The sequence below is a fragment of the Aestuariirhabdus litorea genome, from assembly GCF_003864255.1.
GTDB lineage: Bacteria > Pseudomonadota > Gammaproteobacteria > Pseudomonadales > Aestuariirhabdaceae > Aestuariirhabdus > Aestuariirhabdus litorea.
In genome coordinates this window covers 610649-634279 of sequence record NZ_QWEZ01000001.1, presented here as the reverse complement: position 1 = coordinate 634279, position 23631 = coordinate 610649, and the positions used below count along the sequence as shown (strand labels likewise).

Sequence of the window (23631 nt, the reverse complement as noted above, 5' to 3'; positions counted from 1 at the left end):
TACCCACAGGCCGCCCACAAGGAGGTAAATCCCCATGCCGATGGCATACCGACGGAGCCCCATTGCCAACAGCTGCCTGGTGTTACTGCTGGCCGGTTGCACCACCCTGAAGTCGCCTCCCCTCTATAAGTCGATGACCCCGGAGGACGTCACACTCGCGAACCAGGCCCTGGACAGCGCCCTTGAAACCCAGCCCAGTGGCCAGGGAAGCACCTGGCTCAACCCGCAAAACAACCACAGCGGATCGGTCACTCCGACCCGCACCTTCCGTCGCCAGGATGGTACCTACTGTCGTGATTACCTGGAAACCCTGGCGATCAATGGCCGCTACCAGCAGTGGAGGGACACCGCCTGCCGCGCCGCTGACACCCGCTGGATACCGGTTCGCTAGGACCGAACGCGGGACTCTCCCGCCAGACGTCGCTGGCATTGGCTGCGATGGCGCGCCTGCGCAAGGCACCTCCCCCTAAACAGCCGGCAGGCGATTGTCACTAAAAATCATCAACTGGAGTTGACCTTTAATTCGCTGCGCCGCTAGCATGGCCTTTTCCCAGGGAAGCGAAGATGAGTAACGAAGCAGTATTGGTGGCTGTCGCCCTGATCGGCGGTGTGGCGGTGAGCCTGCAGGGCCAGTTCATGGGGCAACTTGATCGCCAGATCGGTACCGCCGAGAGCGTATTTATCACCTACGGCATGGGTGCGCTGATCGCCTTGCTGATCATACTGATGATGAAGGGGGGGCAACTGGCCACCAATATCGCCAACGTACCCTGGTATACCCTCTCCTCAGGACTGTTGGGGCTGGTGATTGTAGCCAGCATCGGCTTCACGATTCCGCGGATGGGGATGACCAAAGCTTTTACCTTACTGTTGGCCGCCCAGTTCCTGCTGGCGGCACTGATCGATCACTTCGGCTGGTTTGGCAGCACGGTACGCACCTTTGACTGGAAACAGCTGGCCGGGGTGGGACTGATTCTCTCCGGCGTCATGCTGCTGACCCGCTAAAGTTTGCCCTTGAGGGCCAGCTCCTTTTGCGCCTGGCGATAGTAGATGCAATAGTCGCACTTGGCCTCTTTGTCCTTGTGGGTATCCTCTTCAATCTGCTGCAACGCAGGACTGTTGCAGAGGGTACCCTCCATCTCCCAGCAATTGACGCCATCCTCACGCTGGTACATCACACAGTTGGTGCGGCGACAGCAAAAATACTCCCGGCAGCTCTCCATAACGCCTCCATCAATGCCCCTGTCGGTGGCTTTCACACCCTGACGGGTAACTATAGGGGGAAGACTTACCCGACTCCACTCGCCATTGGTCTCAGGTGCCCAGCCCCAGGCTCAACACTGGCTGTTTGAACGGGGATCAGCCGGATCAAGGTGGAAAGCGTCCCCCTGCTGCCAACGCGCCTTCGCTTGCTTCACCACCGTCTCATCCACCCGCTCCTGCCCCCGTTCCCGGGCCAGCTGCTCAATCTCCCGAACCAGCATACCGCGAATCATCTGCGGGGCTCGAGCGATCCCCTCGCGGGCACTGTCGTCCCAGGGCAGCCGCTCCTCCACCACAGAGGCCCCCTGCTGAAAAATGGCCAGTACCTGCTCCACGTACTCCAGAGTGACGACACTGAGGCGAGCCTCCCCGGCCAGCGTCTCGATCACCCTGTGCACCATCGCCCGCATGGGCCCTTCCGGGATACGATCCAGACGCGCGCGGGCGTCCCCTGTCCAGGTTATCTCCATAGTCATATCCGCCAACGTTTACGCCCCCTTTTAACCCCCATCAACCCGTTGCCGATAGTACCCCTCTTGCTGCCCGGCTTCCATTACGGCAAAAGGGTGATCCAGCGGCTATATTTCTGAGTACATTAATGGGTTATTGCAGCTGTGCACCCATTCCGAACCGTTTGAGTGATAAAACCCAACGGAATTTACCCCCAAGCAGTCCACTACCCAAGAGGGAGAAGAACACCATGCGAACACTGATTGTAACGCTCACCGCCTGCCTGATGGCAGCCACCAGCTGGGCCCAGGATGGAGCGGTCGATTATGAGATCAACGGCCAGCCCTATCAGGGCTACTACGTCAGCGCCGGCGATAACGCACCACTGATCCTGTTAATCCATGACTGGGATGGATTAACCGATTATGAGGTCAAGCGCGCCCACATGCTGGCGGAGATGGGCTACAGCGTCTTTGCCGCCGACCTGTTTGGCGCCGGTGTTCGCCCCACCAAGGTGGAAGATAAACGCCAGCACACCGGCGAGCTATACAAGGACCGGGATAAGATGCGGACGCTGCTGAACGGTGCGTTGGCCAGCGCCAAAAAAATGGGAGGTAACACCGGTAACGCCGTCGCCGCCGGCTACTGCTTTGGCGGAGCCGCTGTGCTGGAGCTGGCACGGTCCGGCGCCCCACTGAAGGGCTTTGTCACTTTCCACGGCGGACTGGGTACGCCCGAAGGCCAGGATTACAGCAGCACCGCTGGCAGCCTGCTGATCCTGCACGGCACGGCTGATACGGCGATCACCATGGACCAGTTTGCCGCCCTGGCCACGGAGCTCGAGGCCAGCGGCGTTAACCACGAGATGATCACCTACAGCGGTGCCCCCCATGCCTTTACGGTGTTTGGTTCTGACCGCTACCGCGCCGATGCCGACGCCAAGTCCTGGAGCCGCTTCAGCGAGTATCTGCAGGTTACCCTGAATTAACCGGGTGCCAGGCGCTCGAGATCAGCTAAGGGGCTCGAGCGCCGCCTCCAGTCGCTGCCACTGGATTTCGTCCCCCGGCAGGCCGAAGCGCAGCCCTTGTGAACCATCCAGCAAGCGGGTCCAGATCGCCTGCTGTGCCAACTGCTTATGATAGCCAGCCGCCTCAGGAGTAAAGAGGGTGACAAACAGGCCACCACACCCCAGCCTGCCTGCGCAGAGGCGACCGAGCTGCTCAACCAGCCTCTGCTCCGCCATCCGCACCCGCTGCCGGGCGGCCTGTTGCCAGCAGCGGTCAGCCAGCGCCCGCTCCGACACATAGAGCGCCGGTGCCGAGACCGGCCAGGGGCCCAGCGCCTGTGCGGCCTGCGCCAGCAGCTCGGGGGAGCCCAACAGAAAGCCTGCACGGGCTCCCGCCAAACCAAAAAACTTGCCCAGAGAACGCAGCAGAATCAGGTTACCCAGCCCCAGCTCGGCGGCCAGGCTCTGCTCCGGGTGGAGGTCAATAAAGGCTTCATCCACCACTAGCCAACCCTGGCGGTCCCGCATACAACGGGCCAATTCAACCAACAGCTCAGGGGTATAACGGTCTCCACTGGGGTTGTTGGGGTTGATCACCAGCATCAACTCCACCGACTCCGCTACCTTAAAGAGTGCTTTTGCATCGCTGTCCGCCGGATAGTGAAACAGATCGGCCCCGGCCTGCTGCCAGGCCAAACGATGTTCCGCATACCCCGGATCGGGCAGCGCGACCCGGGTGGCCTGGATCAGGGAAGGTAAGCGCTGGATGAGTGCCTGGCTGCCAGGGATGGGCAACAGCTGCCCGGGGGTACAACCGTAGTAATCAGCCGCCACCCCGAAGAGGGACGCTGGCGTCTCGGGAAGCCGCTGCCAGATGGCCGCTGGGATCTCGGGAACGGGCCAGCCCAGGGGGTTAATACCGGTGGAGAGGTCAACCCAGTCCGCCAGGTCAGTGCCGTACTCCCGGCAGGCTCGCTGCAGGTCACCGCCATGTTGCAGCAGAGGCTTCACCACCCGGGCACTCCCCAGAACGCGACCCACAGGAAAAGTGCCCCCCCAATCCACAGCAGCAGGGCCTGCCAGACCTGTTGCAACGCACACTCAATATCCCCGGGGCGGGGTTCAGCCCCGCAGCCAAACGGGGGACGGTTGTGCCACTGCCCGCGGTAACGGGCGGGACCACCCAGCTGGCAACGCAGGGCACCTGCTCCCGCCGCCATCACCACCCCGGCGTTGGGGCTGTCGTGTTGCGAGGCCTGGGTACGCCAGCAGTGCATCGCTGCACCAAAGGCGCCGGCCACCGCATAGGAGAGGGCACAGAGTCGGGCGGGGAGATAGTTCATGACATCATCCAGCCGCGCGGCGATGCGACCAAAATAGCGATAACGATCGCTTCGATACCCCCACATGGCGTCCAGGGTGTTGACCAGGCGATGGGCAACGGCCCCCAGGGGACCGGCCACCATAAACCAGAACAGGGTAGCGAAAATCGCATCGGCTCCGTTTTCCAGTATCGATTCCAGGGTGGCCCGGCACACCCCGCTCTCATCCAACTCGGCGGTATCGCGGCTGACGATCATCGCCACCCGCTGGCGCGCAACTTCGAGCTCGCCGGCTGCCAGCGGCTCCATCACAGCGCGTCCGTGCTCCATCAGGCTGCGACCGCCGAGGCAGAGGTAAAGCAGCAGCACGCCCATCAGCTCTCCGACCACCGGCACCGTCAGCAGCGCGGCAATCAGCAACAGGGGTGGCAACAACAGAAGCAACAGGGCAACACCACCACCCGCAATGGACAGGGGGGAGAGGGCGAACCGGTTAAGATGCCGCTCAAGCTGGCTGGCCAGCCACCCGAACCCTACCAGCGGATGAAAACGGCGGGGTTCCCCCCAACGCCAGTCCATCCACAGGGCAAGTATCATTAGGGGCAACCAGAGGGGGCTCCAGAGCATCGTGTGACGCGTTCCTGACAGGCATTTCGGGCGCCCATCATACGCTGTTCACCGTGGCAGAAAAAGCACCCGCTCGCCCCGTAGCAGGCAAATACCGGGGAGGAGCGGCAGCCCTAGGTAACCAGATACGAGTGGTGAAACCGCAGGTGTTCCTCAATAAAACTGGCGATGAAGTAGTAGCTGTGGTCGTAGCCCGGCTGCATTCTCATACGGATCGGGTATTTCCCCTCGCGGGCCGCTTCGGTGAGGGCGTCGGGCTTCAGTTGTTCGACCAGAAAACTATCGGCATCGCCCTGGTCCACCAGAATAGGCGGCTGGGGTCTGTGACCAAAATGGGCCAGCAGCTCGCAGGCATCGTAAGCCCGCCAGGCTTGCTGGTTCTCTCCCAGGTAGGCACTAAAGGCCTTGCGCCCCCAGGGGCAGTTGACGGGGTTACAGATGGGGCTGAAGGCACTGATACTGCGATAGCGCTCAGGGTTTCTGAGTCCTATCACCAGGGCTCCGTGTCCCCCCATGGAATGTCCACTGATGGCGCGCTGGCCCGTCACCGGGAACTCCGCCTCCACCAGCGCCGGCAGCTCCTCCAGCAGGTAGTCATACATCCGGTAGTGCCGGGACCAGGGGGGCTCGGTGGCATTGATATAAAAGCCGGCCCCCAGGCCGAGGTCATAGGCCCCCTCGGGGTCGTCGGCCACCCCTTCACCGCGCGGGCTGGTGTCGGGGGCAACGATGGCGATACCCAGCTCGGCCGCGACCCGCTGGGCCCCGGCCTTCTGCATAAAGTTCTCATCGCTACAGGTGAGCCCCGACAGCCAGTAGAGCACCGGCACCGGTGCCTCCGCACTGGCCCCGGGGGGCAAATAGAGAGCAAAGCGCATGGCGCAGTTAAGCACGCTGGAGTGATGGCCATACTGGCGGTGCCAGCCGCCAAAGCTGCAATTGCTGCTGATCGGTTCAAGCACCATAACGGACCTCAAAAGTGGATGACAGTGCGGATGCTCTCACCGCGATGCATCAGGTCGAACGCCTCATTGACCTGCTCGAGCCCCAGGGTGTGGGTGATAAAGTCATCCAGCTTGAACTCACCCTTGAGGTACTGCTCGACGATGCCGGGCAGCTCCGAGCGTCCCTTGACGCCGCCAAAGGCGGTCCCCCGCCACACCCGCCCGGTCACCAGCTGGAAGGGGCGGGTACTGATCTCCTGGCCGGCGCCGGCGACACCGATTATCACCGATTCGCCCCACCCCTTGTGGCAGCACTCCAGCGCAGAACGCATCACATTGACGTTGCCGATGCACTCGAAGGAGTAATCGACACCCCCGTCGGTGAGCTCGACGATCACCTCCTGGATCGGCTTATCGTATTCGGCGGGGTTGATACAGTCGGTGGCCCCCAACTTACGGGCCAGCTCAAACTTGCGGGGGTTGAGGTCGATCGCAATGATCCTCCCCGCCTTGGCCATCACCGCACCGATGACCGCCGACAGTCCGATCCCGCCCAAACCGAAGATGGCCACGCTGGCCCCCTCCTCTACCTTGGCGGTTTTCAGTACGGCCCCCATGCCGGTGGTGACGCCGCACCCCAACAGACAGACCTCCTCGAGGGGCGCGCTGGGATTCACCTTGGCCAGTGAGATCTCCGGGAGCACCGTGTATTCCGAGAAGGTGGAGCAGCCCATGTAGTGGTAGATGGGCTGGCCGTTAAGGGAAAAACGGGTGGTGCCGTCAGGCATCAGCCCCTGCCCCTGGGTGGCACGTATCTTCTGGCATAGGTTGGTTTTGCCGGAGCGGCAGAATTTGCATTCGCCACACTCGGGGGTATAGAGAGGAATCACGTGATCCCCCACCGCCACACTGGTCACCCCTTCACCTACCTGCTCGACGATGCCTCCGCCTTCGTGTCCCAAAATGGCCGGCCAGACCGCCTCGGGGTCCTCCCCCGACAGGGTAAAAGCATCGGTATGGCATACCCCGCTGGCCACTATGCGGACCAGCACCTCTCCCGTCTGGGGTGGCATCACCTCCACCTCCTCGATGGTTAAGGGTTGGTTAGGGCCCCAGGCCACGGCGGCGCGTGATTTAATCATCCGATCTCTCTCCCTGCTGCTATAAAGTCGATGCGGCGTCCCAGCGGCCAACCGCAATCCAGCCCTAAGCATACAAGATCCTGGGGCAAGCGGGGCCCTGCCCTGCGGGAAGAGCTGGGCGGGGTCAACCGGAGACGTCGCTTAATGGCGGTAGATGGTTTCGATCAGATGGTAGCCGAAGCGGGTTTTTACCGGGCCATGAACGGTCAGCAGCGCCTTTTTGAACACCACATCATCGAAGGCCTTGACCATCTGTCCGGGGCGGAATTCACCCAGGTCGCCGCCCCGCTTTCCCGACGGACAGAGCGAGTGCTTACGGGCCAGCTTGCCGAAATCGACGCCACGGGCCAGCTCCTGCTTGAGCTTCTCGGCTTCGGCCTGGGTTTTTACCAGAATGTGACGGGCACTGGCGACAGGCATGGTGCTAACTCCTTGGGACGGGAGGTCCATTATAGCGGCCACCGGTGTGCGGCACGAGAGTCGAACTTCAGCCCGCCCACCAGCCTGGCCAGACCCAGTACCGGGGTGAAGTAGGCGCTCCTGCGGGAAGAGGGGCTGGCACCGCTTTAGCCCTCTTCCGCGGCCCGTGCCCGTGGTTTTACCCGAACCCGATTATTGGTATCCCGGCTATTGAGAATCAAGCCATCATCGGCCGGAGTTTTACCCCGTTTGGCGAGACGGTCGTAGAGCACCACATTGACCGTGGCGGCCAGGTTCATGCAACCGCGGGTGGGCACGTACACCACCGCATCGGCCTGGTCGATCAACCGCTGGGGGATAGTGCCATCTTCGGGGCCAAAGAGGTAAAGCGCGCGCCCGGGGTGCTGGTATTGGGGTAAGGCCGTAGCCCCCTCCACCAGTTCGACACAGACCAGGGCCGTATCCGCAGGCAAGGCATCAAGGGGAGAGACCACGGCGGTCAGGGGGATTCTACGGGCCGCCGCCTTGGTGTCAGTATGAAAGCGAGCCGCCCGACCATAGCGCTCGCCAGTGTAGTGCACCGCATCCACCCCATAACAGCCGGCCGCCCGCATCACGGCCCCGACGTTGGAGGGACTTTTGGGGTTGATCAATCCGACACCGACCCACTCATCCGCCCGTTTGTTCATTCGTTCCGATCCTCTGTTGATGCTTGCCCCATCGCACCCGGGGAGGCTAGCGACGGTATCCAGTCCAGCCCCCGGGCTGCGTTCAAAGCCAGCCACATCTTACCGGTTTTAGGCTATACTGCGCCGCGTCCAACCTAGGGGTGCTGAGTATGAGAGTCTGTGGCGTTGAGTTAAAGGGCAACGATGCCAATATCTGCCTGCTGTCGAAATCCGACGGCCTGTTCGACCTGCCTGACTGCCGGGCGCGCCGACTGAGCCTGTCCGATATCAACAGTCGTGAAAAACTGCAGGAGTTCCAGTTCACCTTCGCCAAACTGATGGCCGATTACCGGGTGGACAGAGTCGTCATCCGCCAGCGCCCTCCCAAGGGGAAGTTTGCCGGTGGCGCAATCGGGTTCAAGATGGAGGCGGCCCTGCAACTGTTGAGCGACATCGAGGTCGAGATACTCTCTCCCCATGAGGCCAAAGAGATCCTCAGCAAGAACCCGGTTCCCATCGTCTTCGAAGACACCGGGCTCAAAGCCTTCCAGGAGGTGGCGTTCATTACCGCTTTTGCCAGCCTTAGCCGCCCGAAAACCATCTGGTAAGGCCGTGGCAGCCCCGCTCCGGTCGGGCTAGTTTACCACCTTGGATCGGCGTGACTTCTGGATCTCGATGTGCTGGTCGATATTGTCGATCAGCATCTTCTGGTACTGGTCGGTAAACCAGGAGAGAACCTCCATCTGCTCTGCCGCCAGGTCGTCGGTCTGCAGGGAGGCTTCGTGGGCGTTAAAGCGCGCCGCCGCATAACGAATGGCGGCACCTACCAGGGCCAGATCCTGCCCCGGCTCCGCTGCCAGCCGATTGGCAACATCAATAAACTGGTCGGCCATTTCGTAGATTTTTTGCTTTTCTGTTTCGCTCGGCATGGAGAACCCTTGATCCTGATGGTATGTCGATTGGCAATACAGCCTGACAAGTCAGCGCTGAAAGCAGTAACGATACCACTATTCAGCGCTCCTTGAACAACCCGCGCCATCGCTTTTTTCGGGCTACACCTTGAAACGAGCCACCAGTTTCTGCAACTGCTCAGAGGCCTCATTCAACTCCCCCGAGGCCCCAGACATCTGTGTACAGCCCGCCGCCAGGTCGATCGCCGCATCCTTGACCGAATCCACGCTGCGGTTGATCTGCTCGGTCACAGCGCTTTGCTCCTCGGCCGCACTGGCAATCTGGGTATTGGCCCTCGAGATATCGTCGGTTGAGCGTTTAATGCTTTTCAAGGCCTCCCCCGCTTTATCAATCTGCTCGACACAGCGTTGTGCCCGCTCAGCGCTGGCATTCATCGCATTGACCGCCTCCAGGCTGCCCCCCTGCAGGCTTTCGATCATGCCCTGAATTTCGGCCGTGGACCCCTGGGTGCGTGCCGCCAGATTACGAACCTCATCGGCCACCACCGCAAACCCACGCCCCTGCTCACCGGCCCTGGCCGCTTCGATCGCCGCATTCAGGGCCAGCAGGTTGGTCTGCTCAGCCACCCCGCGAATCACGTCCAGAATGGTGCCTATATTTTCCACATCCCTGGCCAACTGGCTGATGGTGCCCGAGGCGCCATTCACCTCCTCAGAGAGCTGAGTGACCATATCGATCGATTCGGCTACCACAAGCGCCCCCTCATCGGCCACCTGCTGGGTTTCATGGGCACTGGTTTCCGCATCCTGGGCACTGCGTGCAATCTCCTGGGCTGCGCTGGTCATTTCGTGGATCGCTTCAGCCGATTGCTCCATCTCCTGCTTCTGCATATCGGAGTGGGCACGGGTCTGGGCCGCCACCGTTGCGATATGCCCACTCGACGTCGAGACCTCACCCGCACTCTGGTTGATCAGGAGAACCTGCGAGCGCAGCATGGACACCAGCTGCTGCAGCGAGTTAGCCATATCCTGGGTATCCTTTAACCCTTCCGGCACCACCTCCAGGGTAAGGTCACCCTCCGTGCAGGCTTTCATCTGCTCCTGCAGGTGTGTCATGGGTGCAAACACATACCGCTGCAACAACCAGATAGCCAGCAGCACACCCAGCACAATGACCCCCAGGGTCAGTGCCACCCCCACTTGCTCATGGGTTCGTGCGCGTTCGATAAAGGCGCGGTTGTCTTCCAGGGTGGTCAGGGTCACGCCCGCATCCCCCCTCTCGGAGGGCAGGACATAGGAAACATCGAAGGCATGCCCCTCCTCGAGTGTCTGCTGCCAGCGATCACTCCGATACAGCTCTCGCCCTTGAAGGTTGCGAATCTGTATGGGCGCATGCACCAACTCTTCAACACGACTCAGGTTATGGGAGACTCTCAAAACAATTTCCGCAAAACCGACCAGCTTTAAGCCTCCCAGGGGGGTCAGTACACTGTGAAAGTTCTCTCCCTCTGCAATCCAGGTTGCATGTATCAGCTTGAAGCGTTCCGCTCCTTCTCGGCCTGCGAAGGCTTCTTTCATCGCCAGAGGCATATCACGTCCGAGTCCGGACAGCCCCTTGGCTGACTCGCCAATGAAACGCCCATCCTCGCTATAAAACCGAATCTTGGCCAGATCAACCAACCCGGCCGTTACCAGGTTCTGCGAAAAGAAATCATCCATCAGCAATGACAGCTTGCCGCCATCCTCTGCTTTGACAGCTTTTTTCACCGCTTTATGTTTACTCAGCCCCGCCGCCAACTCTTCCGACCGGTCCGCGACTTCGGCTTGCACCTGCTCGACCGCCACCTGAAGCACTCGCCCCAATGTCGCCTTTTGCGAATCGACCGCCGCCTGAAAAAAGTTCTGGCTAACGTACAGGGTGGCTGCAAGGCACATCAGTCCAATGAAACACAAGAGTCCGAGAGTAACGGATCGAATCGAAAGCTGTTTAATATTCATGATCGTACTTCTTGGTGAGGCAGGTTAATCGAGGCTCAGGTGTTTGTACGCGAGCGTAAAAACACCTGAATGGGAGGTAGTAAAATCCCCCCGGACATACGCAAAAAACAAGGGCCTTACATCTCTACCGGGTAACCCTTTTCACGCCACTCGGCGATACCACCGCGGAACCAGTAGATATTGGTGTAACCGGCCGCGTAGGCCTTGGATGCTGCATCGGCACTGCGTGGGCAGGTGATACTGTTGCAGTAGAACGCCACCGGAGAGTCCTTGCTGTCGATCGCTTCTGCCAGTTTCTCGGGTGTCACATCGTCGTTCTTGATGCGGACAACGTCGGGAATGTGGCCTTTGTCGTAATCGGACTGACTACGGGCGTCAATAATCACCAAATTGTCGAGGTCGTCGACCAGAGCAATCAGCTCCTCGGCAGTTACGGTTTTAGCCCCGGGGATGGTTGCTGGCTGTTCCCCCTCCGCCATCACTCCATTGGAAAACACCATGGCCACGGCCATCAACAAGCCAGAGAACAACTTTTTCATTTTACATCTCTCCTGATGAGTCAAAAAAACAACTCCATTCAAACAAACGTTTAACCCAAAGCTCGTGATACATGTCAACTCAACCAACGTTTAAAACAACCCTTTAATTATGCTTGATGGCGCACATATAACCGTTTGCTCTTTTAGCGCAAAATAATCCCGCACCCAGGAAAAACCCGGCCGTTTGGGCATTAGAAAAGAGGGGGGAGTGATTTGCCCCTTGACCCGGAAAATGGTCCTGAAACACGGTCAAAAAGCAGGATTGAAAGGCGGAAATGGGCGACAAAGCGAAGGATTGAACAAGAAAAAAGTGCAGGGTACCCAGAGTACCCTGCACCAGATCCAGGACCGCGCTAAGCCAACTTGAACTCCGATGCCAGATCGCGCAGCGTTTCAGCCTGGGTCGCCAGTTCCTGGCTGGCCATGGCGGTTTCGTGGGAGCCGCTGGAGGTCTGCTCGGAAGCCATGCTGATGGCCACCACGTTACCGTTGATCTCCTCAGCCACCGCCGACTGCTGCTCCACCGCACTGGCCACCTGGGCATTGATATCGTTGATGCGGTCAAAGGCTTCAACAATGGAGGCCAGGGCCTCACTGGTTTCCTTGGCCTTTTCAACCGTGACCTCGGCCTGTTGCTGGCTGCTGTTGATGGTGGTCACCACCGACTGGGTGCCTCGTTGCAGGGCTTCAATCATCGACTGGATATCCTCCGTCGACTCCTGGGTACGCCGCGCCAAACCGCGGACCTCATCGGCCACCACCGCAAAGCCCCGGCCCTGCTCGCCGGCACGCGCCGCTTCGATCGCTGCGTTCAGGGCCAACAGGTTGGTCTGCTCCGAAATACCGCGAATCACCTCCAGCACGGTGCTGATTCCGCTGCTGCCCTTTTCCAGCTCGGCCATAATGGTATTGGCCTCATTGACCTTGGCGGCCATCTCACCGATCGCCTGAATGGTCCCCTGCACCACATCGCGCCCCCGCAGGGCATTGGCCATCGCCTCTTCAGCCGAAGTGTGGCTGCGGTTGGCGTTTTCCGCCACATCGTGCACGCTGGTGGTCATCTCGTTCATCGCCGTGGCCACCTGCTCGGTGTTCACCTTCTGCTCCTGCAGGGCCACGTTGGTCTGCTCACTGATCGCCGCCGCCTCCTCGGCCGCGGTTGCGATGCTGTTGGAGGCACTGACGATCCCCCCCACCAGGTGCTGAAGTTTCAGGGTCATCTCCCGCATCGCCCGATAGATACCGGTGCCGGGCTCACGCGTGAAGCCGATCGCCAGGTTACCCTCCGCGATCTGCCGTGCGATTGATTCGATCTCGACCGGTTCACCGCCGAGGGGACGGGTAATCGAGCGCGAGATGAAAAAGCCCATCAGGATACCCAGCAGCAGGGCGATGCAGGTCACCAGAATCAGGTAGAACACCGCCGAGTGACCGGCTTCCTCTCCCGCCTTGCGGGCCGCGGCCATCTCCTGCCCTGCCAGCACCTCAACCTGCCCCAGCAGGTTCGCGGCCTCCTCGCCCCACTTATCAAGCTCAGTCATGGCTTGTTCCGAGTCATCGGTCTCGGCCACCAGCTCGCGCTGACGCTTGATCATCTCCGCAGCCGCCTGTTGGAACAGGGCATGGGCCGCATCGAGTTTTTCCACATCACGTCGAACTTCCGCCTGGCGGGTTGCCGCAATGCGCACCCCTTCAACATCACCGCCCTTGAGGACGGCGTTGACCAGCTGGTCAAAGGTTTTGATCGTCGCCAGATACTCCGCCTCAGACTCAGCGATCGCCTCCAGGGTGGTTTGCTGCGACACCTCTTCCAGATAGATCCGGCTGCGCTCGATCGCAAGCATAATCCCCATGGTGGCATCCAGCAGCGGAATATCCTCATCCACCAACGAACTCAGGCCACTGTTGCGGGCCAGCTCAATCTGGGCGCGCATATGCTGCTTGACCACCGTCTCGGTATCTGCGGCGGCCACCATCACGGCATCAAACTCCTGCTCCATTGAGCTCATGGCCGCTGAGGCTTGCTTGCCCGATTGCATCAGGCGCTCGCCCGCATCCAGCATGGCCGCGGCCGCCGCCTGGAAGCGGTCATTGTGGATCGAGTCCGACTGACTCACCAGCTTGGCCAGCTCCGGGTTGTCGGTCTTGATCACCCGCAGCCCGCTTTCAAACTCGGCACCTTCAAGCACCGCCGAAACCAGCTGGTCAAACTCGGCTACGGTATTTTCATACTCGCCTCTCAGCGCACCGGTATCGACGGTATCGGACGCCGACAGCCTTGCGGTCGCCCCTTTGAACTCCTCCAGCGCATTGCGCGACTCCATCAGAGAGAGCTTCATCTCATTAGCCATCTCCACCAAAGGCGCCTCCTCGCTACCGACCGAGAAAAGCGCCCGGTCCAGCAAACGGATGCCGCTGTATCCCGACAGGCTGGTGACCATCATCAGCACCAGCAACACACCAAATCCAACCCCCAGCTTGTGGGCTACCTTCATCCCTTCAAGGCTCATCGTCCCTACCTCGCAATATCCCTATTAGTACAATGGTTAAAGGTAGATCAGAAAGATCAAAAGACAACCAATCCCCGTAATTACCTGAGCTCCACTGAACTCCGCAGCGCTTTTGCAACCACCACCTTTCCGTAGGCGGATGCTGCCAGCTCGCAAAGACTAAAAACCTGCCCCAACTGGCGTTTTGAGGCCCTGGAGCACGGGCCAGTCCAACGGAACTGCGACCATCCCTGACCCGAAGATCGCCCCCGGCAGTGGGCCCACCAAAGCGGCTATTGGGAGTGCCCGCAGGGGCCCAATTAAGGTAGGAGAAGGGGTTGGCGCAGCCCGGGACGTGGCCTGCAAAAGGGCGGCCTCAGGCTATCCGAGGGAGGGTTAAGCGGGAGGGTGGGGAGGTAAGAGAACCCCTCGCCCTTACCGGCAAACCGGGAGCGGAAAGGAAGGGGCATGGGTGTGCGACCTAGGCTTACCCGCCTGCGAGGCCGTCTTTTGAAGTACCGGGCCGGCGGCCTGGGTCAGGACTCAGAGCACCCTGCGCCTCACACCCCGGTCCGACATTAGTGGGTTTTAAACTGGGCCACCATCTTGTTCAACTCCACCCCCAGCTCGCCCACCTCGCTGCTACCCGCATCGGACTCGCGGGCGTTGGCAACGGTGTTATGGGCCTCTTCGCTGATGTTGATGATGTTGCGGTTGATATCCTCCGCCACCGCACTTTGCTGTTCGGCAGCGGTGGCGATCTGCGCCGCCATCCCCGAAATACTGGCCACCGACTCGGTGATCATGGCGATCGCTTCCCCCGCTTTGGCGGCCTGAAGAGTGCTGCCCTCGGCCAGTTCGCTGCTGCGCTGCATCACACTGACGGCATTCTTAGCCCCCTGCTGAAGCCGCTCGATCATCTGCTGGATCTCATCGGTGGACTCCCGGGTACGATGCGCCAGGGTACGCACCTCGTCGGCCACCACGGCAAAGCCCCTCCCCTGCTCGCCGGCACGGGCCGCCTCGATGGCGGCGTTAAGCGCCAACAGGTTGGTCTGCTCGGCCACCCCACGGATCACATCGAGCACCGTGCCGATATTCTCCGCGTCCCCCTCGAGGGCCTGAATCACCGAGGCGGCTGCGGTCACCTCGCTCGACAAAGAGCTGATCGCCGAGATGGTGCTGCGCACGACCTGCTCCCCCTCACGGGCCTGCTCATCGGATTCCGATACCGCCACCGCCGCCTGTTCGGCATTGCGGGCCACATCGTGCACCGTAGCCTGCATCTCGTTAATCGCCGTGGCGATCTGGTCTGTCTCCAGCTGCAGGCGCTGCATCCCGTCCAGGGTTTGCCGACTGGCGGCCGAGAGCTGGTCGCTGGCGCTGGAAAGCTGTTCGGTGTCGCGGGTGATCTCGGCAATCAGCTGGGCCAGGTTATCCACAAACAGGTTGAAGCTGCGGGAGACCGCTGCCACTTCATCGGCCCCGCTTTCATCAAGGCGCAGGGTGAGGTCACGGGAGCCCGAGGCGATATTGCGCATGGAGGCTTCGAGGCGGGCCAACGGGCCCAGAGTGCGACGGCACACCAGCAGGAAAACGGCTGTCAGGGCAAAGCAGATCAGCGCGCTCGACCAGAGCACGACGGACTCCGCCTGCCCCAACGCATGCTGGGTATGGGCCGATGCGCGCTCCATCCCGGTACCGAGCTGGTCAGCCATCTGATCGAGGCTGTCGGCCAGCACCGCGGCGGTATCATCGAAGCCGCCGCGGCCCTTCATCAAGGTGTTGCCCGCTTCGGTGCCTTCGGCCACGTAGGCATCGGCCATCCGCTCCCCCTGCCGGTGCAGTTCAACCACCTGGGCCTTCAACTGTTGGGCAGAAGCGGCCTGGTTTGGCAGGATCTGCACCATACGATCCAGGCTGGCCAGCGCGCCCTGCAGGCTCTCCCGGGCTTCAGCCTTGGCCTCATCGTTGCGGGTAGCGCCGACATCAGTCAAAAACTGCTGCACCTGGACCACGTAGTAACGGGCATCCTTGAGGGCAAAAATCGCCTGCGCCTGGCGTTGCTCGTGGGCAACCCCCTTGCTGGTATTGGTTAGCTGGGAATGACTGGTGGCATAGAGGGCAGCAAAGGCCACCACCGCAAAACCAATGGTCGCCATCAACATCTGTTTGATCGTAAATCGACTGAGCATCTTCCTGACCTCTTACCGCCTGCCGGGCTCTCCTCGGCCGAGGACCGAGGGAGTGATTAAAAGTTAGACACGCAGTAGATCAGAAAACGCACCCCTCACAAATGACATATATCAAATCCAACAGATCCAGTAACGCACAACCGCCCGCTTCCCGGGCCCTAACCGGTATTGCGCAAGCCGGCGGCGATCCCGGCGATGGAGATCATCAGCCCCTGCTCAAGCGTATTGTCCCCCTGCTCCCCCAATTCACGCAAGCGACGCATCAGCTCCACCTGCAGAATATGCAGGGGATCCACATAAGGGTTGCGGACATCAATGGAGCGCCGCAACACCGGAATCCGTGCCAACAGCGACTCCCCACTGATGGTCTGCAGCACCTCAACCGCTTCGCGCAGACCAGACCTCAGCTCCTCGCCGAGGGAAACCAGCGTCTCTTCCTGCAGCAGGTAGCGCTCATAATGGTCGGCCACCCGGCTATCGGCCTTGGCCAGTACCATCTCCTGCATATCGAGCAGCATCCGGAAGAAGCTCCAGTTACGGTCCATCTCCTGCAACAGCTCCAGCCGCCCCTGCTCCACCTGCTCCGCCAGCGAGCGACCGGTGCCCAGCCAGGCCGGCAGCATCAGCCGCATCTGGGTCCAGGCGAACACCCAGGGAATGGCCCTCAGGCTTTCGACACCCCCGCTGACATGGCGCTTGGCGGGGCGACTGCCCAGCGCCAGGCGGCGCAGCTCCAGCTCGGGGGTGACGGTGCGGAAGTAGGGAACGAAGCGCGGGTCATCCCGCACCACGCGGCGATATTCCACCACCGTGCGCTCGGCCAGGGTCTGCATCATATCTCGCCAGCTCTGGCGGGGAGCCGGCGGTGGCGCCAGTGTGGCCTCCAGGGTGGCACTGGTGTAGAGCTCCAGATTGCGCAGCGCCAACCCCATCACCCCGAATTTGAACTGGATCATCTCCCCCTGCTCGGTCACCCGTACCGCGCCGTTCACGGTACCCGGCGGCTGCGACAGCAAGGCCGCATGAGCCGGCCCGCCACCGCGGCTGACGGAGCCCCCGCGGCCGTGGAACAGGGTCAGGTGCACCCCGTGCCGCCGACACACCTCGCTCAGCTGCTCCTGCACCCGGTACTGGGCCCAGGAGGCAGCGAAAAAGCCGGCATCCTTGGCAGAGTCCGAGTAACCGATCATCACCTCATGGCGCCCCTGGATATCCTTCCGGTACCAGTCGATCGCCAACAACTGCTCCAGGGTATCAGCCGCCCCTTCCAGGTCCGACAGGGTTTCAAACAGCGGCACAATGCGCTGCGGCTGCCGGCAACCACAACTCTGCTGCAACAGGCGGACGGCGAGCACATCGGAGGGGGCGGTGGCCATGGAGATGATGTAGGCTCCCAGCGCCGCGGCCGGTTGTCCTGCCAGGGTGCGAAAGGTCTCCAGCACCTCCGCGACCTCGTCGCTGGCAGGCAGATCGGCGGGAATCAGCGGACGGCGGTTCTGTAGCTCGGCCAGCAGGAAGCGCTGCTTTTGGTCCTCGTCCCAGTCGAGGTATCGGCCCAGCCCCAGGTATTCGGTAATCTCGTTGATCGCCTCGGCATGGCGGGTCGATTCCTGGCGCACATCGAGCGGCAGCAACGCCAGTCCGAAGCAGTGCACCCGGCGGATAATATTGACCAGGCTACCCTCGGCAATCGCCTCCATGTCGCAGTCGAGCAGGGAGCGGTGGATCAGCTCCAGGGGTTCCAGTAACTCGGCATCATGGAGGTAGACCGGCACATTCAGCTCCTCCCCCTTGAGCCGCGCCTCGGCCCAGTCACGGGTGTTCTCGAGCCGGGCTCGCACCTCCCGCAGCAGCTCGCGATAGGGTTCGGGGTGATCGCCCACCCGCGCCCTCAGGGCATCGTTGGCATCCACCATCGAGAGGTCGGCGCGCAGCTCGCGAATATCACGCAGCAGCAGGTCGGCAGCTTTCCAGCGCGCCAGCAGGATCACCTCCTCAGTCACCGCGGCGGTGACATTGGGATTGCCATCCCGGTCCCCCCCCATCCAGGAGGCGATCCGCAGCGGTACCGAGGCCAGGGGCAGGCGCAGGCCGGTGTGTTGCCGCAACACCCGATCGATCTCCCGCAGGGTCTCGGGCACCGCCTCCCACAGCGTGGCCTCGATGGCGGCAAAGCCCCATTTGGCCTCATCCACCGGCGACGGGCGACGGTGGCGAATCTCGTCACTGTGCCAGGCGGCTACGATCCGGCGACGCAGGCGGTTGAGCTGGGCCTCGCGTTCGCGCAGGGTGAGGTCGGGGTGGTCCAGGGCCCCCAGGATCTCGCCGATATCCTCATATTTGCGCAACAGGGTGCGCCGGGTCACTTCGGTGGGGTGGGCGGTCAGTACCAGCTCAACCCGCAGTTCGGACAGGGTCTGCTGTACCCGCTCAGGGTCGACCCCCTGCTCCAGCAGGCGGGGAACCAGCTCGGCCAGGGAGCCCTCCTGCGGTGGCGCTTTGGAATCACACTGATACGCCCGGCGCCGGCGAACCCGATGGTGCTGCTCAGCGATGTTGGCGTAGTTGAGAAAGTGGCTAAAAGCACGGGCCACCGGTACCAGCTCCTCCTCACCCAGCTCCGCCATCACCGCCAGCAGCGCCTCGCTGTCCTCGCCATGACGCCCGGCCTTGGCGAGGGCACGGATCTGCTCAATCTTGTCAAACACCGCCTGCCCGGCCTGTATGCGAATGGTGTCACCCAAGAGTTCACCCAGCAGGCGCACGTCATCGCGCAACGCCCCATGTTTGTCCCGTTTCGCCATCTTACGACTCCCTGTGTTCAGCAAGAGCTTTCCATTATGTGGTGTGGCTCGCCACTTGAACAGCCACCCCCCGGGTAAAGAGCGGCTACCGGGTAGCTGTCCATTGGGCAGGGTTCTGGCATCATACCCCCCACAACAACAAAAAAGACCCGCTCTCCATGCGCCTGCTCCTCAAACTGCTGCTCTGGTTAATGATGCCCCTTAGCCTGGGACTGGTTGCCACCCTTTACTACCATGCCCCTGATCCGGTCGACCTCGAGCCGTTGCTGGAGCGCGCCAACCACTACCAGGTGGAGATTATCCGTGACTCGTTTGGGGTTCCCCATATCTTTGGGCGCAGCGACCCCGACACCGCCTTCGGGCTGGCCTACGCCCATGCAGAGGATGACTTCGCCACCATTCAGGAGGTGATTCTGGCAACCCGCGGCACCCTCGCTGCCGTCAAGGGGCCGGATGCCGCCAAAACCGATTACCTGATCCGCCTGATGCGAGTCTGGGAGGTGGTCGAGGCCGGCTACTACCAGCGCATCGATCAGGCCACCCGCAACCTCGCCGAGGCCTACGCCGATGGCATCAACCTCTATGCCGCGCGCCACCCCGATGCGGTCTCGCCCTACCTGCTGCCGGTACGGGGGCAGGACCTGGTGGCCGGCTTCACCTTCAAGACACCGCTCTTTTACGGCTTTGACCGGGTGATAGGCGCCCTCTTTGACCCCCAAACACCGCGGCAGCTTGCCAAGCAGGGAGAGCAGGCGCTGAGCTTTACGCCCGCTTCCCAACCCGAGCTGGGCAGCCAGGGGGTCGCCGTGGCCCCCCACCGCACGGGGGATGGCACTACCCAGCTGCTGATCAACTCCCACCAGCCCCTGAGCGGGCCGGTGGCCTGGTACGAGGCCCACCTGCACTCGGAGCAGGGATGGAACATGGTCGGCTCCACCTTTCCCGGTTCGCCGCTGATACTGCACGGCCACAACGCTCAGCTGGGATGGGCCAACACCGTCAACAAGCCCGACCTGGTGGATGTTTACCAGTTGACCCTCAACCCGGATAACCCCAACCAGTACCTGCTCGATGGCCAGTGGCGAGCGCTGGAGGTGCGCGAGGCGCGCATCCTGGTGAAGTTGATCGGCCCCCTGCGCTGGGAGTTCAGCGAGCCGCTCTATTTTTCAGCCCACGGGCCGGTGGTCAAACGGGGACAGGAGGCCTTCGCCTTGCGCTGGGCGGGCATGGAGGAGATGCGCACCCTGGAGCAACTCTACCGCCTGAACCGGGCCACCACCCAGGCCGAGTTCGAGGCCGCGATGGCGATGATGGCGATGCCCAGCATCAACTACGTCTACGCCGACCGCGCCGGCAATATTGCCCACTACTACAACGCCATGATGCCGCGCCGCGCCGAGGGGTGGGACTGGAGCAAGGACCTGCCCGGCGACCGCTCGGAGCTGATCTGGGACAGCTACCTGCCCTTCGAACAGCTGCCCATGACCCGTAACCCACCCGCCGGCTTTGTGTTCAACGCCAATAACACCCCCTACGTTGCCAGCAGCGGCGAGGGCCAACCCAGTGCGGAACAGTTCAGCCCCACCCTGGGCATCGAAACCGCCATGACCAATCGTGCCCTGCGTCTCAGGCGGCTGCTCTCGTCGACCCCGGAGATCGATAGCCAGGCCCTGCACCGCATCAAATACGATCTCGCCTACGACGAGGCGCACCCTGCGGTCAGCGCCCTGCAAGACCTGCTTGCGCAAGACCACTCCGCCCTCATTAAGGCTGAACCCGAGTTGGATAATGCCCTTGAACTGCTGCGCCAATGGGACCTGCGCACCAACCGAAGTAACCGCTCCGCCGCGCTGGGGATATTGACCCTGGGGTCGCTGGTCGATTTTCGCCAGCACCAGCAGAGTCCCCCGGACCTGCTCGCCAACCTGCAGGAGGCCATCAACCGCCTGCAGACCCACTTCGGCCGCCTGGACCCCGAATACGGCCAGTTCAACCGGCTGCGAAGGGGCCAGCAGAGCTGGGCGCTGGATGGCGGCCCCGACACGGTGCGGGCGGTCTACGGGGACCCCAATCCCGACACGGGAGAGCAGGTCGCCAGCGTTGGGGACAGCTACATCCTGTTTGTCGAGTGGGGCCCTGACGGGGGCGTAGAGTCGCGTTCGGTACACAACTATGGCAGCGCCACCCTGGATGAGAGCTCCCCTCACTTTGCCGACCAGGCGCCGCTGTTTGCCAGCTGGCAGGAGAAACCCCTGATGCTTGAGCGCGCGATGCTGGAGGCCAACAGTAAGCGACGTTACCGCCCCTAGGGGGTAACCGGAAAGAGGGCGATCTCGGCCTCCGACAGGGGCCGGTACTGCCCGGGGGCCAGAACGGGATCCAGCACCAGCTCGCCAATCCGCTCGCGGTGCAGAGCCACCACCGGGTTGTCGAAAAAGCCGAACATGCGCTTCACCTGGTGGTAACGCCCCTCAAACAGGGTAAGCCGGGCATTGAAGGGGTCGATCAGTTGCAGCTGCGCCGGCGCGGTGGTGATCCCCTCGTAGGCAAAGTAGATCCCCTCCTCAAACTGGCGCACGTAGTCGTCGGTGATCGGCAGCGCCGTGGTCACCCGATAGACCTTGGCCACTTTGTGCTCCGGGCGCGACAGGCGTTTGGACCAGAGGCCGTCATTGGTCAGCAATAGCAGGCCAGTGGTGGTGAGATCGAGACGCCCCGCCAGGTGTAAACCGGGCCTGTACTCAGCGGGCAGCCGATCGATGACGGTGGGGTGGTGCGGGTGTTCGGTGGCGCTCACCACCCCCGCCGGCTTGTGCATCATCAGATAAAGGGGGGTGCCCTGCTGCAAGCAGTCGTCATCCAAGCTGATCAGGTTATAGGGGGTAACCCGGTATCCGCCATCGCACTGCACCCGCTGATCAACCCGTACCCGACCAGCCACAATCAGGGCTCGCGCCGCCGGGCGGCCCAGCTGACACCGCTGCCTTATAAAATTAATAAGTCTCATTTATCTCAGCTCCCGCCACCCAAATGGGGTAGAGGAAAACCACAACTTGCACCGCGGGTCGCCCACCGCTAGCCTGTGAGCAATCCATCATGACCCCGGGGAGGCCAAGGCGCCCCCCTCCAGACGGAAGTATCCCATGCCCAGTGATATCGAGATAGCCAAAACATTCAGCGCTCGCCCGATCGATGAGATCGCCGATGCCCTGCAGATCGACCCCGCCCACCGCATGCACTACGGGCGCGACATCTGCAAGGTCAGCCTCAATGCCCTCAAGTCTCCCCGTCCCCGCTCGGGCAGAAGCCACCTGGTGCTGGTATCGGCCACTACCCCCACCGCCTCCGGCGAGGGCAAGACCACCACCACCATCGGGCTGGGACAGGCCTTTACCCAGCTGGGCGAGTCGGTTTGCCTGGCCCTGCGTGAGCCCTCCCTCGGCCCCTGCCTGGGGATGAAGGGGGGCGCCACCGGTGGCGGATACAGCCAGATCATGCCGGCCGATCGCATCAACCTGCACTTTACCGGCGACTTCCACGCCATCACCTCGGCCAATAACCTGCTGTCGGCCAGCATCGACAACCATATCTTTCACGGCAATACCCTCGGCATCGATCCTCGCCAGATCGTCTGGCGGCGGGTGATGGATATGAACGACCGTTCGCTGCGCCACATCGTGGTCGGGCTTGGCGGCAAGGGCCAGGGGATCCCCCGCGAGGGGGGCTTCGACATCACCGCGGCCTCCGAGGTGATGGCGATGCTGTGCCTGGCCAGCTCCGCTGAGGACCTGCAGGAGCGACTGGATCGCACCCTGGTGGCCTACAACTATGGCGGTGAACCGATCTACGCCCGTGACCTCAAGATCACCGGCGCCATGATGGCCCTGCTGCGCGACGCGCTGCACCCCAACCTGGTGCAGAGTTTCGAGGGCACCCCTGCCCTGGTCCATGGCGGCCCCTTCGCCAACATCGCCCACGGCTGCAACAGCCTGGTGGCGACCCGCATGGCGATGCACTATGCCGACTGGGCGATTACCGAGGCGGGCTTTGGTTTTGACCTGGGGGCGGAGAAGTTTTTTGACATCAAATGCCGCCTGGGCGAACTCGACCCCGACGCGGTGGTGCTGGTCACCACCGTACGGGCGCTGAAGATGCACGGAGGCAAGGCCAAAACGGAGCTGGCCAGTGAAGACGTCGAGGCCCTTGAACTGGGGCTGGAAAACCTCGATAAGCACATCGAGAGCGTGCAGCATTTCAACAAGGTGCCGGTGGTGGCCATCAACCGCTTTGCCAGCGACACCGAAGCCGAGCTCGAGCTGATCAAGCAGCGCTGCGAGCAACACGGTGTCTCCTGCGCGGTCACCAGCCACCACGCCGACGGCGGCAAGGGAGCGCTGGATCTGGCCCGACTGGTGATGGAAAGTGTGGAAAAAAACCGCCCCTTTATCCCCCTTTACGACCTGGAGATGCCGATTCTGGGCAAGATCCGCGCAGTATGCCGGCAGATGTACGGGGCCCACGATATCGCCTTTACCAAACAGGCGGAAAAGGACCTGCGCCAGATCGAAGCCCTCGGCCTCAGCGAGTTGCCGATCTGCATCGCCAAGGCCCCCAGCTCCCTTTCCGATGACCCCCTGCTGCACGGTCGACCGCGGGACTTCGAGGTCACCATTCGCAACCTCCATGTCAATTCGGGAGCCGGTTTTATCGTGGTGCTGACAGGGGACATCATGCGTATGCCGGGACTCCCCAAATCCCCCGCCGCCGAGCGGATGCACCTGAACCCGGAGGGGGGGATCGAAGGGCTGGAGTAACCCGCTTCAGAACAAACGCGCCCATCCGGCGCGTTTGTT

General features: G+C 61.9%; 21 protein-coding genes. 6 read left to right on the top strand and 15 right to left on the bottom strand.

The window, feature by feature from the left end; all coding sequences use genetic code 11:
* The first annotated feature begins 34 nt into the window (after window positions 1-34).
* Both D0544_RS03005 and D0544_RS03000 read left to right on the top strand, forming a co-directional pair.
* Window positions 35-391, top strand: a complete 357-nt coding sequence (locus D0544_RS03005; protein WP_207905749.1) for an RT0821/Lpp0805 family surface protein — start codon at window positions 35-37, stop codon at window positions 389-391.
* 173 nt (window positions 392-564) lie between these two features.
* A complete protein-coding gene (locus D0544_RS03000) occupies window positions 565-1005 on the top strand; it encodes a DMT family transporter (RefSeq protein ID WP_125014532.1) in 441 nt (146 codons plus the stop codon).
* On the opposite strand, the gene D0544_RS02995 is transcribed toward D0544_RS03000, so the two are convergent.
* Window positions 1002-1223: a hypothetical protein gene (locus D0544_RS02995; protein WP_125014531.1), complete on the bottom strand. Its 222-nt coding sequence runs from the start codon at window positions 1221-1223 to the stop codon at window positions 1002-1004. The genes D0544_RS03000 and D0544_RS02995 overlap by 4 nt on opposite strands.
* 111 nt (window positions 1224-1334) lie before the next feature.
* Window positions 1335-1733 carry a PCP reductase family protein gene (locus D0544_RS02990; protein WP_164880806.1) on the bottom strand — a complete coding sequence of 133 codons (399 nt, stop codon included), beginning with the start codon at window positions 1731-1733 and terminating at the stop codon, window positions 1335-1337.
* Window positions 1734-1963: 230 nt separating this feature from the next.
* Between D0544_RS02990 and D0544_RS02985 the strand changes: the two genes are divergently transcribed.
* Complete coding sequence (locus D0544_RS02985; protein WP_125014529.1) at window positions 1964-2701, top strand: dienelactone hydrolase family protein; 738 nt, start codon at window positions 1964-1966, stop codon at window positions 2699-2701.
* Between the two features lie 21 nt (window positions 2702-2722).
* On the opposite strand, the gene cobD is transcribed toward D0544_RS02985, so the two are convergent.
* The 6 genes from cobD to D0544_RS02955 all read right to left on the bottom strand — a co-directional run bounded on the left by cobD (window position 2723) and on the right by D0544_RS02955 (window position 7863).
* Window positions 2723-3733, bottom strand: a complete 1011-nt coding sequence (cobD, locus tag D0544_RS02980; RefSeq protein WP_207905748.1) for a threonine-phosphate decarboxylase CobD — start codon at window positions 3731-3733, stop codon at window positions 2723-2725.
* On the bottom strand, window positions 3727-4638 hold the full coding sequence (gene cbiB / locus D0544_RS02975) for an adenosylcobinamide-phosphate synthase CbiB (protein WP_243647227.1): 912 nt from the start codon (window positions 4636-4638) through the stop codon (window positions 3727-3729). Before cbiB ends, cobD begins: the two co-directional genes overlap by 7 nt.
* A gap of 143 nt (window positions 4639-4781) precedes the next feature.
* The gene (gene fghA, locus D0544_RS02970; protein WP_125014527.1) at window positions 4782-5633 is read right to left on the bottom strand and encodes an S-formylglutathione hydrolase; all 852 of its coding nucleotides are present in this window, start codon (window positions 5631-5633) and stop codon (window positions 4782-4784) included.
* A gap of 8 nt (window positions 5634-5641) precedes the next feature.
* The gene (locus D0544_RS02965; protein WP_164880805.1) at window positions 5642-6754 is read right to left on the bottom strand and encodes an S-(hydroxymethyl)glutathione dehydrogenase/class III alcohol dehydrogenase; all 1113 of its coding nucleotides are present in this window, start codon (window positions 6752-6754) and stop codon (window positions 5642-5644) included.
* A 141-nt stretch (window positions 6755-6895) separates the two neighbouring features.
* Window positions 6896-7174, bottom strand: coding sequence for a peptidylprolyl isomerase (locus tag D0544_RS02960; protein WP_125014525.1), 279 nt, complete (start codon window positions 7172-7174; stop codon window positions 6896-6898).
* A 146-nt stretch (window positions 7175-7320) separates the two neighbouring features.
* A complete protein-coding gene (locus tag D0544_RS02955) occupies window positions 7321-7863 on the bottom strand; it encodes an RNA methyltransferase (RefSeq protein WP_125014524.1) in 543 nt (180 codons plus the stop codon).
* A gap of 149 nt (window positions 7864-8012) precedes the next feature.
* On the opposite strand from D0544_RS02955, the gene D0544_RS02950 reads away from it, so the two are divergent.
* On the top strand, window positions 8013-8450 hold the full coding sequence (locus D0544_RS02950; protein ID WP_125014523.1) for a DUF3010 family protein: 438 nt from the start codon (window positions 8013-8015) through the stop codon (window positions 8448-8450).
* Between the two features lie 27 nt (window positions 8451-8477).
* Here the strand turns inward: D0544_RS02950 and D0544_RS02945 are convergent, their stop codons facing one another.
* The 6 genes from D0544_RS02945 to ppc form a co-directional block, all read right to left on the bottom strand.
* Window positions 8478-8771 (bottom strand): DUF3144 domain-containing protein, encoded by a 294-nt coding sequence (locus D0544_RS02945; protein WP_125014522.1) that lies wholly within the window; start codon window positions 8769-8771, stop codon window positions 8478-8480.
* Between the two features lie 123 nt (window positions 8772-8894).
* On the bottom strand, window positions 8895-10751 hold the full coding sequence (locus D0544_RS02940; protein WP_125014521.1) for a methyl-accepting chemotaxis protein: 1857 nt from the start codon (window positions 10749-10751) through the stop codon (window positions 8895-8897).
* Between the two features lie 116 nt (window positions 10752-10867).
* Window positions 10868-11290, bottom strand: coding sequence for a rhodanese-like domain-containing protein (locus D0544_RS02935; RefSeq protein ID WP_125014520.1), 423 nt, complete (start codon window positions 11288-11290; stop codon window positions 10868-10870).
* 353 nt (window positions 11291-11643) lie between these two features.
* Window positions 11644-13800 carry a methyl-accepting chemotaxis protein gene (locus tag D0544_RS02930; RefSeq protein ID WP_125014519.1) on the bottom strand — a complete coding sequence of 719 codons (2157 nt, stop codon included), beginning with the start codon at window positions 13798-13800 and terminating at the stop codon, window positions 11644-11646.
* Window positions 13801-14357: 557 nt separating this feature from the next.
* The gene (locus tag D0544_RS02925) at window positions 14358-15974 is read right to left on the bottom strand and encodes a methyl-accepting chemotaxis protein (protein WP_125014518.1); all 1617 of its coding nucleotides are present in this window, start codon (window positions 15972-15974) and stop codon (window positions 14358-14360) included.
* 158 nt (window positions 15975-16132) lie between these two features.
* Complete coding sequence (gene ppc / locus D0544_RS02920) at window positions 16133-18778, bottom strand: phosphoenolpyruvate carboxylase (RefSeq protein ID WP_125014517.1); 2646 nt, start codon at window positions 18776-18778, stop codon at window positions 16133-16135.
* Window positions 18779-18936: 158 nt separating this feature from the next.
* Between ppc and D0544_RS02915 the strand changes: the two genes are divergently transcribed.
* Window positions 18937-21087 (top strand): acylase, encoded by a 2151-nt coding sequence (locus tag D0544_RS02915; protein WP_125014516.1) that lies wholly within the window; start codon window positions 18937-18939, stop codon window positions 21085-21087.
* Here the strand turns inward: D0544_RS02915 and D0544_RS02910 are convergent.
* Complete coding sequence (locus D0544_RS02910) at window positions 21084-21785, bottom strand: 16S rRNA pseudouridine(516) synthase (protein WP_125014515.1); 702 nt, start codon at window positions 21783-21785, stop codon at window positions 21084-21086. The two genes, D0544_RS02915 and D0544_RS02910, sit on opposite strands and share 4 nt — an antisense overlap.
* Before the next feature lie 136 nt (window positions 21786-21921).
* On the opposite strand from D0544_RS02910, the gene D0544_RS02905 reads away from it, so the two are divergent.
* Window positions 21922-23592, top strand: a complete 1671-nt coding sequence (locus D0544_RS02905) for a formate--tetrahydrofolate ligase (protein ID WP_125014514.1) — start codon at window positions 21922-21924, stop codon at window positions 23590-23592.
* Window positions 23593-23631 lie beyond the last annotated feature (39 nt).

What these genes read in the sequence shown, in the direction of transcription:
- ppc (WP_125014517.1), bottom strand. Translation starts at nt 18,778, where the DNA reads ATGGCGAAACGGGACAAACATGGGGCGTTGCGCGATGACGTGCGCCTG.
- D0544_RS02950 (WP_125014523.1), top strand. Translation starts at nt 8,013, where the DNA reads ATGAGAGTCTGTGGCGTTGAGTTAAAGGGCAACGATGCCAATATCTGC.
- cbiB (WP_243647227.1), bottom strand. Translation starts at nt 4,638, where the DNA reads ATGATACTTGCCCTGTGGATGGACTGGCGTTGGGGGGAACCCCGCCGT.
- D0544_RS02910 (WP_125014515.1), bottom strand. Translation starts at nt 21,785, where the DNA reads ATGAGACTTATTAATTTTATAAGGCAGCGGTGTCAGCTGGGCCGCCCG.
- D0544_RS02915 (WP_125014516.1), top strand. Translation starts at nt 18,937, where the DNA reads ATGCGCCTGCTCCTCAAACTGCTGCTCTGGTTAATGATGCCCCTTAGC.
- D0544_RS02905 (WP_125014514.1), top strand. Translation starts at nt 21,922, where the DNA reads ATGCCCAGTGATATCGAGATAGCCAAAACATTCAGCGCTCGCCCGATC.
- D0544_RS02930 (WP_125014519.1), bottom strand. Translation starts at nt 13,800, where the DNA reads ATGAGCCTTGAAGGGATGAAGGTAGCCCACAAGCTGGGGGTTGGATTT.
- D0544_RS02955 (WP_125014524.1), bottom strand. Translation starts at nt 7,863, where the DNA reads ATGAACAAACGGGCGGATGAGTGGGTCGGTGTCGGATTGATCAACCCC.
- D0544_RS03000 (WP_125014532.1), top strand. Translation starts at nt 565, where the DNA reads ATGAGTAACGAAGCAGTATTGGTGGCTGTCGCCCTGATCGGCGGTGTG.
- D0544_RS02965 (WP_164880805.1), bottom strand. Translation starts at nt 6,754, where the DNA reads ATGATTAAATCACGCGCCGCCGTGGCCTGGGGCCCTAACCAACCCTTA.
- D0544_RS02960 (WP_125014525.1), bottom strand. Translation starts at nt 7,174, where the DNA reads ATGCCTGTCGCCAGTGCCCGTCACATTCTGGTAAAAACCCAGGCCGAA.
- D0544_RS03005 (WP_207905749.1), top strand. Translation starts at nt 35, where the DNA reads ATGCCGATGGCATACCGACGGAGCCCCATTGCCAACAGCTGCCTGGTG.
- D0544_RS02945 (WP_125014522.1), bottom strand. Translation starts at nt 8,771, where the DNA reads ATGCCGAGCGAAACAGAAAAGCAAAAAATCTACGAAATGGCCGACCAG.
- D0544_RS02985 (WP_125014529.1), top strand. Translation starts at nt 1,964, where the DNA reads ATGCGAACACTGATTGTAACGCTCACCGCCTGCCTGATGGCAGCCACC.
- D0544_RS02935 (WP_125014520.1), bottom strand. Translation starts at nt 11,290, where the DNA reads ATGAAAAAGTTGTTCTCTGGCTTGTTGATGGCCGTGGCCATGGTGTTT.
- D0544_RS02925 (WP_125014518.1), bottom strand. Translation starts at nt 15,974, where the DNA reads ATGCTCAGTCGATTTACGATCAAACAGATGTTGATGGCGACCATTGGT.
- fghA (WP_125014527.1), bottom strand. Translation starts at nt 5,633, where the DNA reads ATGGTGCTTGAACCGATCAGCAGCAATTGCAGCTTTGGCGGCTGGCAC.
- D0544_RS02995 (WP_125014531.1), bottom strand. Translation starts at nt 1,223, where the DNA reads ATGGAGAGCTGCCGGGAGTATTTTTGCTGTCGCCGCACCAACTGTGTG.
- D0544_RS02940 (WP_125014521.1), bottom strand. Translation starts at nt 10,751, where the DNA reads ATGAATATTAAACAGCTTTCGATTCGATCCGTTACTCTCGGACTCTTG.
- D0544_RS02990 (WP_164880806.1), bottom strand. Translation starts at nt 1,733, where the DNA reads ATGGAGATAACCTGGACAGGGGACGCCCGCGCGCGTCTGGATCGTATC.